Annotated in this window: 13 protein-coding genes; 4 read left to right on the top strand and 9 right to left on the bottom strand. The window is 42.6% G+C overall.

Annotation, left to right across the window (positions count from 1 at the left end; translation table 11 throughout):
• Positions 1–8 precede the first annotated feature (8 nt).
• The 5 genes from HC246_RS16775 to HC246_RS16755 form a co-directional block, all read right to left on the bottom strand.
• On the bottom strand, positions 9–1,355 hold the full coding sequence (locus HC246_RS16775) for a cytochrome P450 (RefSeq protein ID WP_225902972.1): 1,347 nt from the start codon (positions 1,353–1,355) through the stop codon (positions 9–11).
• Between the two features lie 9 nt (positions 1,356–1,364).
• Positions 1,365–1,673 (bottom strand): type II toxin-antitoxin system RelE/ParE family toxin, encoded by a 309-nt coding sequence (locus HC246_RS16770; RefSeq protein WP_169364377.1) that lies wholly within the window; start codon positions 1,671–1,673, stop codon positions 1,365–1,367.
• Between the two features lie 5 nt (positions 1,674–1,678).
• On the bottom strand, positions 1,679–1,936 hold the full coding sequence (locus HC246_RS16765; protein WP_169364376.1) for a ribbon-helix-helix domain-containing protein: 258 nt from the start codon (positions 1,934–1,936) through the stop codon (positions 1,679–1,681).
• Between the two features lie 290 nt (positions 1,937–2,226).
• A complete protein-coding gene (gene thiO, locus HC246_RS16760; protein ID WP_169364375.1) occupies positions 2,227–3,255 on the bottom strand; it encodes a glycine oxidase ThiO in 1,029 nt (342 codons plus the stop codon).
• A 152-nt stretch (positions 3,256–3,407) separates the two neighbouring features.
• Positions 3,408–4,058 (bottom strand): class I SAM-dependent methyltransferase, encoded by a 651-nt coding sequence (locus HC246_RS16755; protein WP_169364374.1) that lies wholly within the window; start codon positions 4,056–4,058, stop codon positions 3,408–3,410.
• A 236-nt stretch (positions 4,059–4,294) separates the two neighbouring features.
• Between HC246_RS16755 and crtR the strand changes: the two genes are divergently transcribed.
• Complete coding sequence (gene crtR, locus HC246_RS16750) at positions 4,295–5,176, top strand: beta-carotene hydroxylase (protein ID WP_169364373.1); 882 nt, start codon at positions 4,295–4,297, stop codon at positions 5,174–5,176.
• 25 nt (positions 5,177–5,201) lie between these two features.
• On the opposite strand, the gene HC246_RS16745 is transcribed toward crtR, so the two are convergent.
• The 4 genes from HC246_RS16745 to HC246_RS16730 form a co-directional block, all read right to left on the bottom strand.
• A complete protein-coding gene (locus HC246_RS16745) occupies positions 5,202–5,501 on the bottom strand; it encodes a DUF760 domain-containing protein (RefSeq protein ID WP_169364372.1) in 300 nt (99 codons plus the stop codon).
• 216 nt (positions 5,502–5,717) lie between these two features.
• A complete protein-coding gene (locus HC246_RS16740) occupies positions 5,718–6,089 on the bottom strand; it encodes a single-stranded DNA-binding protein (protein ID WP_169364371.1) in 372 nt (123 codons plus the stop codon).
• Positions 6,090–6,498: 409 nt separating this feature from the next.
• Complete coding sequence (locus HC246_RS16735) at positions 6,499–6,711, bottom strand: hypothetical protein (RefSeq protein WP_211167732.1); 213 nt, start codon at positions 6,709–6,711, stop codon at positions 6,499–6,501.
• A 67-nt stretch (positions 6,712–6,778) separates the two neighbouring features.
• Positions 6,779–9,490, bottom strand: coding sequence for a DNA gyrase/topoisomerase IV subunit A (locus HC246_RS16730; RefSeq protein ID WP_169364370.1), 2,712 nt, complete (start codon positions 9,488–9,490; stop codon positions 6,779–6,781).
• A gap of 364 nt (positions 9,491–9,854) precedes the next feature.
• Here HC246_RS16730 and HC246_RS16725 point away from each other — a divergent pair, with 364 nt between their 5' ends.
• From HC246_RS16725 to HC246_RS16715, 3 genes are all read left to right on the top strand, one after another.
• Entirely contained in the window at positions 9,855–10,703 is an 849-nt protein-coding gene (locus HC246_RS16725; RefSeq protein WP_318655951.1) for a M90 family metallopeptidase, read from the top strand.
• Positions 10,704–11,092: 389 nt separating this feature from the next.
• Positions 11,093–12,151, top strand: a complete 1,059-nt coding sequence (locus HC246_RS16720) for a pentapeptide repeat-containing protein (protein WP_225902971.1) — start codon at positions 11,093–11,095, stop codon at positions 12,149–12,151.
• Positions 12,126–12,527 carry a hypothetical protein gene (locus tag HC246_RS16715; protein ID WP_211167730.1) on the top strand — a complete coding sequence of 134 codons (402 nt, stop codon included), beginning with the start codon at positions 12,126–12,128 and terminating at the stop codon, positions 12,525–12,527. The genes HC246_RS16720 and HC246_RS16715 overlap by 26 nt, the downstream gene beginning before the upstream one ends.
• The last annotated feature ends 78 nt before the right edge of the window (positions 12,528–12,605 follow it).

Genomic DNA, 12,605 nt, shown 5'->3' with positions numbered 1-12,605 from the left:
TTTTGGGCTTATAAACGTCTGAACTTCACCTTAAGTCCATCTTTAGGACGGAGAGTGGGAATTGGAAAAGGCTCTAGGTCTTGATCAGGCAAAATATCCCATTCATAACCACGAAGTAGATGTGCTGCGATAATTTTCATCTCTAATTTGGCAAAGGCGATACCGATACAAATGCGTGCACCTCCACCAAAGCCAATAAGACTAAAGGGTTTCTGCTTATGCTCTTGGCGATCGGGACTAAAGCGATCAGGGTCAAACTGCTTAGGATTCGGATAGATATCCGACTGTTTATGAGTAACGATAATCGAATAGAGAACTAGCCACCCTTTAGGAACATGGTAGCCATTAAATTCAAAGGGTTTAACAACACCACGAAAACCACCACCAACGGGAGGATGCAACCGCTCTAGTTCTTGCAAAATTTGATCTAGGTATGTCATTTGCCCTAGTTGCTCTAGATTTAATTTCCCTGTCTTAGCAAGAGCGAATTGTTCTTGGCGAGCACGTTCTAGAACTTCAGGATGGAGACCTAGCTCTAGACAAAACCAAGTCAGCATCGAAGTTGTAGTCTCATGTCCTGCAAAGAGCATCAGCATTGCCTGTGCTTTGAGTTCCTCTAAACTAAAGCGGCTGCCATCTTCATCTTGTGCTTGAGTCAACATACTCAAAACATCATGGGTAGGATATTGCTGTCGTTCCTTTACAACTTTAGTGAGATGTTGTAATAGGCGATCGCGTGCCTTGAGAGCTTTACCCAATGTCGTAAATGGCAACTTGAATGGTGCGATCGCAAATAAGCCATTGGTTAGGGTTGCAAATAACTTGCTAAGTTTCTCAACTTCAGCCTCATCGCCAGCCTTAGAACCAATTAAAAGCTCACTGGCAATCTCAAAGGTTAGCTTCTTGAACTCATTAAACCAAGTAAATTCTCCTTTTTCGAGCCATTTTGCTAGATATCGCTGTGTGATTTCTTCCATCGTGGACACATAGCCATGCAATGCTTGACCATGAAATGCTGGCATCATGAGACGACGGTTCCGACGATGTTCTTCACCATCTTGTAAAAACAGGGATTCTCCTAACAATATTTTGAAATTGTCTGGCCAGCCTTCTTTCCAAGAGAAGCATTCCATATGGCTAGACAATACAAATTCCGCAGCTTCGGAACCCATCATAAATATAGTTGGTTTACCTAGTAGGTTTGTTTTAGAAATTGCACCGTACTTAGCATATTGTTTATCAGGAAAACTGCGATCGAACAGAAACTGTAAAGTCTGACCGAGGATTGGCAATCCCATTTCCCCTGGTGGTAAGAGTTGCTCATGTTCTTTATTTTGTGGATTTCCAATCATCATATTGTCCAATTATTCATCTAAAATATCTTCTTCAAACAAGGCTTTAAAATCGCGTTTCCCGTAAATCACCCGTACAATATCGATCCCGTCTGTGCGTGGATAGTAAAATATGATGTATTCACTAATGATGAAGCCTCTCAAATCATCATCAATCCAAGCGTAACTTTTTCCCATATGAGGGAAATCAGCAATCAACTTACATTTTTTCCGAATTTCATCAAATAATCTGCTAGCTGCTTTGAGGTTGTTCTGCGCGATAAATCTACAGATCTCATCCAAATCTCGAACTGCTAATTTTGAAAAAGAGTAATTAGACATAAAACTTAGTCTTGAATGATGCAGTCTAGATTTTCTTGCAACTGCTGAAATACTAGCTCTCCATCAATAACATTGCCTTGTTTAATTTGGTCTTTACCTTCTGCAATTTTTGCGCGTAGTTCACTCAGTTTTTGTTGTTTGGATTCGTACTCCTCTACAAGCTGAAATGCAAATGTTAGTAGATTATCAATACTTTGGTATTTACCATCTTTGAGCTTGTCGCGAATAAATTTTTCCTGTTCTGGCTTTAAGGCGATTTGCATTTTCTTATTCCCAAATCACAAGTAATTACTAGTATAGGTGACGCAAATTTTTACTCATATAGATAATGCAAATAAAAACTACAGCTTCGACTTCGCTCAGCTAGCTTACACCGAGGGCTGAGCGAAGTCGAAGACCATCTGCAAGTTATTTAAAACAACAATATAACTAAGCATTGCTATGTCTAAACATAAGTCTAGTTGATAAGCGATATTAAAATTAATTTTTTATAAAAATAATAGTTTCTATTTTATAGTCAATGTGGGTAAAGAAGCTCACGCTAATGACAAAGTTATTGAAAAATAGGATCGGTGATGCCATCGATAATGAAGTCGGTAATTAGCTTTGCTGTAATCGGTGCAAAGAGAATGCCATTGCGATAATGTCCTGTTGCCAAAACTAAGTTTTCATAATTACTAGCTCCTAAAATAGGAATCTCATTGGGGACATGGGGACGGAATCCCCACCATGTTTCAGTGATGGGCATATTGGCGATCGCAGGATAGACAGCGATCGCTCTATTTAATAACTGTGCAATACCTGCGGCAGTAATACCCTGCTCAAAGCCATTATCTTCGACCGTTGCACCGATCACGATCTTGCCATCTTGTCGCGGCACGATATAGCAACTGGGTGCATAGATAACGCGCTGCAATTGCCGATCGCGATCAAATACCGATAGCATCTGTCCCTTGATGGGCTTAACTGGTAAAGGCAAAAGCGATCGCGTCCATGCACCCGTTGCCAAAACATAGCGATCGCTTTGCAAGTTACCAACACTGGTATCAAGATGGGTAACTCTTTGCTGATCGCGGACAATTTGATATACGGTGACACCTTCGAGGATTTTGATCGATAGCGATCGCGCCGCAGTTAATAGAGCCTGTGTGAGTTTGCGATTATTCACCTGCCCATCCTCTGGTAGCCAGAGAGAACCTAAAACCGCTTCACCTAATCCTGATTGACGTTTATGGGATTCCTCTCGGCTGATGTATTGAGGGTGTTTAGCAATTATTTGGTGATCGCTTTCTTCAAGGCTGGGGGCAATCATGCCACAGCACCAATAGCCACAATCTAGCCCTGATAAGCGCATCAGATTAGCAATCCATTGCGGATACATATCGCGGCTACGAATCCCAAATTCTAAGAGTGCTCCTTCAAGGCGCTCGGCTTCAGGAGCGAGCATTCCCGCCGCCGCCCATGTTGCGCCCTGCCCACAAATATCGCGCTCAACAACAGTGACACTGGCTCCCTTTTGTGAAAGGGCGATCGCTGTTGCCAAGCCAATAATGCCACCACCAATTATTAAAACGTCAGTCATTCCATTCATCCTTTTAAACCAATTCACGAAGGTGTGACCACACTTTTGTGAATTAAAAACCAAACCCAGTAAGCGGTTTCAAGACTAAAAATGGTTTAGCCATTTTTAGTCTTTACCTAGATATACAGGGCATACGAAGCTTGCGATATATATCAACTACAACGAGTTGCTACTACAGCATAAAACGGATCGCTGCTTGCCATCCCTAGCATTGCTAAAAACGGTGAACTAGGCGGTACGTTTGCTACTAATTCAGGCTTGGCAAAACCCTTGGGAACTGAGGCAAAGTATTTGTAGACCAGCTTGGTGCGATCGCTTTCAGAGCCATCACGCCATGCCTGAATTGCTTTTTGATAAAACATCCGATTCGAGAAACTAATAATCGCAATTCCACCGACTTTCAGAATGCGATAAATCTCAGCAAATACGGCTTCAGGATATTGCAAATATTGCACCGAGACAGTGTTTAATACGGCATCAAAGGACTGATCCGCAAAGGGCAATAGTTGTTGCTTGTTCAAATCTTGGACAAAGTAGTGATTTAAACGCGGGTTACGGGCTAACTCCTCCGCATTTAAGCCATGACCTTCTACATGGGCAAATTCTATTTCTGTCGGCAAATGCGATACCCAGCTACTCATCAGGTCAAGAATGCGCGTATTTGGCTGTAACCTCTGACGATATAGATCGGTAAGATGATCGATAAAGCGATCATCTACATGGGTGACAAAACGTGGATATTCATAAAACAATGCGTCATCGGAGTTGTCAAGCTTAGTACGTTGGGTAGAAGCAAGTTGCATGGTTATTTAGCGCAAAAGATACCAACTTCATAATACTTAACGATATTGTGGTCATGGTGACGATTTTTCGCTAGTTGCAATCTCGCTCTATTGTCGGTAGCATAGGTGATAATAAAATCTGTAATAAAACGCAACAATAAAATATATTTTTTGAATATATTTGAGTTTGGGCTCTAGCAAAACCAAACCGCATACATACTAAATAAAGATAGGAAATTGAGGAAGGAGTGACACCAATGCAGCAGCAGGGCAACGCCCTAACTGTTCCAATCGGTCTGATGGGTGCAGCGCAGGGATTTAATCCAACAGTACTACTGCTACTCGGTTCGATTGTTTTAGCAACCGCATCGACTACAGGGTATTGGGTATGGGGCTGGGATCACTGGCTCGTATTTGTTTGTAATTTTTCGTCGCTCTATGTACTGGGAACCGTAATCCATGATGCTTGTCATGGTGTGGCTCATCCCAATCGGATTGTTAATGCAGCGATCGGACATATTTCGGCAATCTTACAAGGCTTTGTGTTTCCTGTATTTACCCGAGTTCACATGCAACACCATGCCCATGTGAATGATGAAGAGGATGATCCTGACCATTTCGTATCTACAGGTGGTCCCCTATGGTTGATTGCTGCCCGCTTTTTCTATCATGAAATTTTCTTTTTCCAACGTCGTCTCTGGCGTAATTACGAATTGTTGGAATGGGCAATCAGTCGCGCAATCGTTGTGGCAATGATCATCTTTGGCTATTACCACGGATTCTTGGGCTATATGATGAACTTCTGGTTTGTACCCGCCGCAGTGATGGGACTCTTGTTAGGCTTATTTTTTGATTATCTGCCCCATCGTCCTTTCGTTGAGCGATCGCGCTGGAAGAATGCCAGAGTTTACCCTGGTAGATTTCTAAATATCCTCTTGCTGGGTCAAAACTATCACCTCGTACATCACCTCTGGCCAAATGTACCTTGGTATTACTACGAGAGTGCCTATTACCAAATGAAGCCACTACTCGATGCCAATGGTTCTCCGCAAACTCTCGGACTGTTCAAGATGCCTGATTTAGCTGGTTTTATCTACGACATCTTCCTAGGCATCCGTTTTCACCACAAGCATAAATAAAAAAGCGGCGCATAGCGCCGCTTTTTTATTCGATAGATGCTAGTGATTGATCTAGCTGCATTCTTGTTTCCATTTGGCGGATGAAGTAACCTGTCATCATCGCTGAACCAATTAAGCCTGCTAGGTTTTCGCGATCGGTAGTAATGCTGACATTGAAATTTGATGGTGGCAGGATACCTAGCAAATTTTGAATGTTTTGGCTAATAATTTGTTGAGCTTCAGGACTGACAGACTGGGCAACTGTGGCTAATGTTTCGGGCGATTGATTTTTGAGGTAATCAAGCAAAAGGTTGTTGCTGGAGTTGAGTTCACCAATGTTAAACATAATCGGATTCCTTGCATCTGTAATTCTCTAAATATATTTTTACTGATGTGCTCAAAGATTTTCGAGTAGGAAAACCGTATTTAACCGTATAAAAACCAAATACAGCCTGTAGTACATAGAAAACTTTGAAAGCGTGGCTAAGCCGAGTTTTCAAAGTTTTCTATGGGTTTCAAAGCAGCGCAAAGCAATGTAACTTGTTATGCAAAGTCTTTAGATTTAAAAGTCATCATCGTAGCCACTGCCACCACCACTTGCCGCTTCATTATCTTTGCGGGAACCCAGTAGCTCAAGGCGATCGACGCGAATAACGGGCTTTTGGCGTTCGTCCCCTGTGTTGCGATCTGTCCAGCGATCGAACTTCAATGCTCCTGATACGCCAATTAAGCTACCTTTTTTGACATAGTTAGCTGCAATTTCAGCGGTTTTGTCCCATACCTCTAAGTCAAACCAATCAGGTGGTTCATCACGGTTACTGGTGTTGCGATTGACAGCTAGTGTAAAGTTGCAAACCACTTTACCAGATTCAAAATATTTGACTTCAGGATCGCGTCCTGCACGTCCCACTAGATGAACTTTGTTTAGGGTCATAGGACAAGTATCAAAAGAAGTTTATAAATGTATAAGCCTTTATCAGGCTAGTGAAGTAAGGTTTTGTTTTCCCATCAAAGATGGGAAAACAAAACCTTACTTCACTTGATTGAAAAGCATATGTATTTTATCTGGTTTTCCTTATTTACAACATATCATCAGTATAAATTCGTATTAAGTAACGTCAGTTTGGGTTAAGCTATGCAAACCATCTCTCAAAGCTCATTTCAAATTATCCCGAACTCACGTTAAGTAGTTAAACTTAAAACCCAGACTACTGTGCGGCACAGTAGTCTGGGTTTGTTTTTTTATCATGTCTGAAAAGGAAGGGCGAGAATACCTAAAATCAAATCGAGTTGATTGATAAAATATTCGGTTAAATCTATGTGAACAGTTTGCTGATCGAGTTTCAGGAATCGCCAATAGGAATGATTAGCAACTCAGAACGTGCTTTTTCAGTGCTCGTAGCGATCGCAAGATCTAGCCCTTCATCAATAATTTCTTTAAGGCGATCGCTGGGCGTAATTGGTGGTGTCTGACTAAACAGGTGAGCAGTATATTCAACATTAAGGTCAAAGCTAGAGACAACTGATTCCAAGGTTTTGAACTGAATGTATGGCATAACAATTTCAGTTTAAAGTCAATAGATTTGCTACGAAGTGGCAAATCTATTGGTTAAGTCTATTTGTTTAGGTTACTACGCGGATTACTCTTTCCGATCGCACTAGGTCACTTTCACCCGCAAATATTGAGCGTCCTTGACTATTGGGCACTTCTAGAGGAATTGCACCTAAAGGCATTTGCACGGTGCGTAAACCAAGGTCATTATCTTGACCAATCAAGAATGTTACAGGTAAATCTAATCGAGGCTTCGCGATCGCTACCATACTGACTAATTTATCGGTGCGCGATTGGAATTTAAAACATTGAGCACCGATCGCACCACGCACGGCAGCCCTGATATTTGCTGCTGCAATACGTTTAGCGAAACCTTCGGCAGTGATGAGGATAAGTTCTGAACTGGGGTTATTGGCTAGGTCTAATACAGATACCCCAATTTGGGTTTCCGTACTACCTAAGCGTAAAGCAATGTTCCCTGCGGCGGCGCGTCCGACCGTGGGGATTTGGGTTTCATCGGCTTTGAGTCGGAGGATACGACCTGCGGAAGTAGCGATCGCCAGTTCCTGTTCTAAACTCACCACATCAGCCCAGAATAGAGAATCATCTTCTTTGAATTTAGCGGCAATTAATCCGCGAGCGGTCATATCAGCAAACTCCGCAAGAGGCGATCGCTTGATTTTGCCTTGGCTAGATAGGAGAACTAAACCTTCCGTTGATTCAGGATTCTTTTCCCAGACAAATTGCGAAACAAGGCTCTCACTACTATCAGGCAAGAGTGTAATTAGTGGTGTGCCCCTTCCTTTGCCTTTGACAATGGGAATGTTGGCTAGGTTTAGGGGGAAGGCTTTGCCCGAATTGGTTAATACCACCATTTCGCGATCGCTACGGGTGTCGTAGGATGCGATCGTTACATCATCATTCAAATCCACCAATTGAGCAGCTTTGCTATTATTCTCAAAGCTCTTGATATAGCCCTTGTGGGTGAGTTGGACAGTGATATCTTGCGGCTCAGCAATGGGAATATTTAGTTCCGTAGTTAAGGAGATGAGCGGAACTTCAACGGGTTGAGGTTGTTTGGTATTAGTGACGCGAGATTTTTTCTCAGGAGCTTTTTCAGTAACTTGCTCAGTTTCTATGGTTTGCTGAATAGCGCGATCGCCTTTTTTGCCTTTGGGCTTAGAAGAAGGTTCGGTTGTTTCAACAGTCACCTCAAGCTCAACTGCATTTTGAGTTGCATTGTGATGATTTTCTAATAGTTGCCATGCTAGATGGGTTCTGCGGGGATCGCTATGGCGTTTTTTATGATCGCGCAATTCTTTTTTGAGGAATTTCATTAACTCGCGGCGATCGCTTAGCAATTTCTCTAACTTAGCAATCTGCTGCTGCAATGCGTCTAAATCTTCGCGGATCTTTTGTTGCTCAATGGCAGTGATACGACGCAAAGGCATCGAGAGAATAGCTTCTGCTTGGGTTTCAGAAAGGGCAAATTCCGTTTGCAGATCCGTTTTAGCTAGGGCGCTATTATTGGCAAATCGGAGAATTCTAATTAGGCGATCGAGATCTTGCAGAACTAGCACTAATCCTTCGAGTAAATGGGACTTTTCCTGAGCCTTCTTGAGTTCATAACGAAACCGTTTCGATAAAGTCTCTTCGCGAAATTCCAGAAATTCCTGCAATAATTCCCGCAAAGTCATTTGCTTTGGTTGAGAACCTTTCAATGCCAGCAGAATCACGCCAAAGTTAGATTGCAGAGCCGTTTGGCGATAAAGCTGATCGATGATTACGGCGGGAACAATATCCTTTTTAAGTTCAATAACAACCCGCATTCCACGGCGATCGCTTTCATCGCGAATATCAGAAATGCCATCAATTTTATTGTTATTCACCAATTCGGCAATTTTCTCGATCCATGCCGATTTATTCACTTGATAGGGCAACTCGGTGACGATAATCGCTTGTTTTTGGCGCTTGCCTGTACCTTTACCTCCTAGCTGCTCCACAGATGCGACACCGCGAATGGTCACACTACCTTTGCCTGTCAGATATGCCTCACGTACACCATCCGCATTCATAATGATTCCGCCTGTGGGAAAGTCAGGAGCAGGAATGAGTTTGAGTAAATCATCATCGGGCAAATTGGGATTGTCGATCAGAGCGATCGCGCCATCGACAATTTCATTCAAATTATGGGGTGGGATATTCGTTGCCATGCCCACAGCGATTCCCGTAGCACCATTAAGCAATAGCATCGGTAACTGGGCAGGTAATACCGCAGGTTCCTGCTCGGAGCCATCAAAGTTATCGACAAAATCAACAACTTCTTCCTCAATTTCCCCTAGCAGAGCCTCGTTACCGATCGCGGCTAAGCGACATTCGGTATAACGCATCGCCGCCGCAGGGTCATTGTCCACCGAGCCGAAGTTGCCATGTCCCGCTAGCAAGGGGTAACGGCTAGAAAAGTCCTGTACTAAACGCACAAGGGCATCGTAAACCGATTGATCGCCATGGGGATGATATTTACCTAATACATCCCCAACTACACGGGCGCACTTCCGAAAAGGGCGATCGGGCAAGAGTCCTAGCTCATGCATTGCATAGATAATGCGACGATGCACAGGCTTGAGTCCATCACGGGCATCAGGTAAAGCACGACCGACGATCACACTCATGGCGTACTCTAGGTAAGATCGCTGCATTTCCGTGTGTAATGAAGTCGGAATGATCTTCCCCCCATCCGACTCCGACCAAAAATCTAGCTGTTGCTGCCCTTGCTTTGCCATAAAATCTACGAACGCTGTACATGAAAACCACGATAACAAAAACAATGTAACAGCAAAATCAAGCTATAAGTAGCTCTGCATAGTTATAAATTGCCATGCTGCCCACTACGTGGGCAGCATGGCAATCTGGTTTTTAAGTTTACTTATGCTTAACTACTTAGCAATTTTCAAATGAGTAAGTAGCTGGATGCGATTAAACATTAAAAACCAAAACCTTTGGCGCACGCGCAGCGTGCACCAAAGGTTTTGGTTCTAGCTACTTATCGCTAGAATACATACAGCTATCTCTCCAAATAAAACCATGATCCTTTCAGTCCTAAAATCCTTATAGCGCTTAGGTCGGTTGATATTTCCTGTAACTACTGTGACTTCTGCTAAGTTTTTTGCAATTATTTTCTCTGCGGTCGTCAGCGCGATCGCGGTGGCGATCCTCATTTATCCATTGTGGGTGCAATGGCAACGCGATCGCATCAGGACAAAGCCTTGCCCTAGACAGTGGTTACATATTATCGAAAGCAATTTAGCAATTTATCGCGATCTCGATCTTGCCCAGCAAAAACAACTGCAAGGCTACATTCAAGTATTTCTAAGGGAAAAGCAGTTCATCGGTTGTTTGGGCTTGCAAGTCACTGAAGAAATGAGGGTCACAATTGCGGCGATCGCTTGTTTGTTACTATTTGGCGATCACAAAACCTATTTCCCAAATCTACGTTCTATTCTGATTTATCCTCATGCCTATATTGTTAATGAGATGGTCATGAGCGATCGCTATATTGTCGAAGAAAGGCGAGTCGCAAGGTTGGGAGAGTCATGGACGCAGGATCAACTAATTCTGTCATGGGAACAGATCCAACAGGATTTACGCAATTGGCAAGATGGACATAACGTCATATTGCACGAATTTGCTCACCAACTTGATCAAGAAGATGGACGTGCGGAAGGTGTGCCGATTTTGCCAAGGACATTAGATTATGCATTATGGGCAAAGGTCATGTCCTCTGATTATCTGCAACTATGCGATCAAGTGGAACATCAGCAAAAGACTATAATTGATAGTTATGGGGCAACAAATCCTGCGGAATTTTTTGCCGTCGCCACGGAAACTTTTTTTGAGAAGCCAAGACAGCTATATCAAAAGCATTCTTGCCTTTACGAACTCTTACAAAGATACTATCGACTTGATCCTCGACAATGGCATCAATTCAAGGAATAAAAATTTTGAAAGCGCTGCCTTGCAGCGCTTTCAAAATTTTTATTTAAAAAGATCTATCAGCAGTTTTCGATCAAAAGAACCACGAGAAATTTTTTAAAAGCGTTGCAAAGCAACGCTTTTAAAAAATTTCTTGGTGCGGGATTGAATGCAAAGCGCTGTATGTAGTGCTTTGCATTCAATCGAGATAAAAAATAATGAATCTTGGCAAAAATTTTAAGTTTTCATTTTGTCTTTGGCAAAATGAAAACCTCTATAGACTGGGAAACGCTATATTGTAAAATTGTGAGGGTGATCGCCGCCTTTATCGAAATTCTCATCAAATTTAGCAGATTAACTAGTTAAATAGATTGGCTCTACCGAATTCTCGACTGAAAGCATTTTTCTTAATCATGGCTACGATTGCGACATTTGCGGCGATCGCAGCCATGTATTTCGAGCAGAATGAACTGGTATATATCAGTCTTGGCGCGATTTTTGCGATCGTTTTACCAATTCTCTTACCGCCATTACTGAATACGATCGCTAATTCACCCTTGGGAAAGCATTGGGACATCACTGTATCTAGTGTCATCGCAGGAGTTGCAGTACTAGTTTTTGCCCATGTCACCCAGTTTGATATCGCTTTTATTCGATGGTTTGATAGCCTCAAATGGGAAGCTTTAGGAGCCGTAGGACAAATTTTAATTGCGATTTTGGCAGTGTGGGTGGCATGGAGACAAAATCAAATCTCCGAAGAACTCACAGGGCAGCAAAATGTCATTACCCAACAGCAAACCATTGATGCTTATTTTCAAGGCATTTCCGATCTAGTTCTCGACCCACAAGGACAATTGGAGGACTGGCCCTTAGAAAGAGCGATCGCTCAAGCAAGGACAGCAGCTCTACTTGGTGGCTGTGATGCCGATGGACGTGCCAAAATTGTCCGTTTTCTATCCAGTGCCAATTTACTCACTCCACTCAAACGTGATGGATTGCTAGGTCGTCCGATTCTAGATGGAACTGGTGGCTATGTAGTTGATCTAGCTAATGGAGTGCGCGTAGTCAATTTAGGAATGATGTTGGCAGGTCGTGATATTGGTAATACCGATTTACGCAATGCTGATTTAAGTGGAGCGAATTTAATCAAGACAAATTTCAACAATTGCGACCTCACGGGTGCAAACTTTGGTGGAGCTATTTTGGTTAAGGCAAATCTGCGCGGTACAGATCTCAGCCGTGTCAAAATGTTTTACGGCAAGCTAGAGACTGCGACACCTCGCGATCGCCTCCATTTACCAAATTTTGAGACAGGAGAATATACAGGTGCAGTTGTAGAAGATGCTGATTTTAGCAAAGCGATCGATCTTTCCGAAGAAACTCGCCAATATCTATGCGCTTGGTGTGGCAAAAAATCTCGTAAAACTATCCCTGGAGGCTGCGAAGATGTACCAAATCGATTGGGACGTTAAAGATATTTATAGTTCACGGAATCAACTACTTCCTATTAGAATTCCTATCAGGAAGAGAAACTTAGCGATCGCTACTGTTATCAGTTTCCAGATGGTAAACCTATCATTTCCCAATCAAATATTTGCAGAGAACAAGCCATATTCTCTCCAAGAAGATACTCCCGAAGAAGTTTTACGCGCAGAAATCTATACCGATGCGCGATCGCCAATTGATGGAAAACAACTATCCGCCGCCGAATATACCGAACTCATGGAAAAAATGCGATCGCTAGACAGTATCCCCCCCGAAGATTTAGTTTCACCCAAAGTGAGAGAAGTAATAGATTTATTAAAACTTCGCAAATTCCTCCGTCAGTTTATTCCCTTTATTCCTTAATCATTGCTGAAATTATTGCTGAAAATTAAAGGCGAATACGGAACAATTTATGGTTAATTTTGTCCATTGTTTTTGTCA

Origin of the sequence: Pseudanabaena yagii GIHE-NHR1, from assembly GCF_012863495.1 — a bacterium.
Taxonomy (GTDB): Bacteria; Cyanobacteriota; Cyanobacteriia; order Pseudanabaenales; family Pseudanabaenaceae; genus Pseudanabaena; species Pseudanabaena yagii.
Note: the sequence above shows the minus strand (reverse complement) of the source record. Positions and strands in the feature narration are given on the sequence as shown.

Excerpts from the sequence above, each read along its gene's own strand:
- HC246_RS16775 (WP_225902972.1), bottom strand. The coding sequence starts at position 1,355 with ATGATGATTGGAAATCCACAAAATAAAGAACATGAGCAACTCTTACCA.
- HC246_RS16770 (WP_169364377.1), bottom strand. The coding sequence starts at position 1,673 with ATGTCTAATTACTCTTTTTCAAAATTAGCAGTTCGAGATTTGGATGAG.
- HC246_RS16765 (WP_169364376.1), bottom strand. The coding sequence starts at position 1,936 with ATGCAAATCGCCTTAAAGCCAGAACAGGAAAAATTTATTCGCGACAAG.
- thiO (WP_169364375.1), bottom strand. The coding sequence starts at position 3,255 with ATGACTGACGTTTTAATAATTGGTGGTGGCATTATTGGCTTGGCAACA.
- HC246_RS16755 (WP_169364374.1), bottom strand. The coding sequence starts at position 4,058 with ATGCAACTTGCTTCTACCCAACGTACTAAGCTTGACAACTCCGATGAC.
- crtR (WP_169364373.1), top strand. The coding sequence starts at position 4,295 with ATGCAGCAGCAGGGCAACGCCCTAACTGTTCCAATCGGTCTGATGGGT.
- HC246_RS16745 (WP_169364372.1), bottom strand. The coding sequence starts at position 5,501 with ATGTTTAACATTGGTGAACTCAACTCCAGCAACAACCTTTTGCTTGAT.
- HC246_RS16740 (WP_169364371.1), bottom strand. The coding sequence starts at position 6,089 with ATGACCCTAAACAAAGTTCATCTAGTGGGACGTGCAGGACGCGATCCT.
- HC246_RS16735 (WP_211167732.1), bottom strand. The coding sequence starts at position 6,711 with ATGCCATACATTCAGTTCAAAACCTTGGAATCAGTTGTCTCTAGCTTT.
- HC246_RS16730 (WP_169364370.1), bottom strand. The coding sequence starts at position 9,490 with ATGGCAAAGCAAGGGCAGCAACAGCTAGATTTTTGGTCGGAGTCGGAT.
- HC246_RS16720 (WP_225902971.1), top strand. The coding sequence starts at position 11,093 with ATGGCTACGATTGCGACATTTGCGGCGATCGCAGCCATGTATTTCGAG.
- HC246_RS16715 (WP_211167730.1), top strand. The coding sequence starts at position 12,126 with ATGTACCAAATCGATTGGGACGTTAAAGATATTTATAGTTCACGGAAT.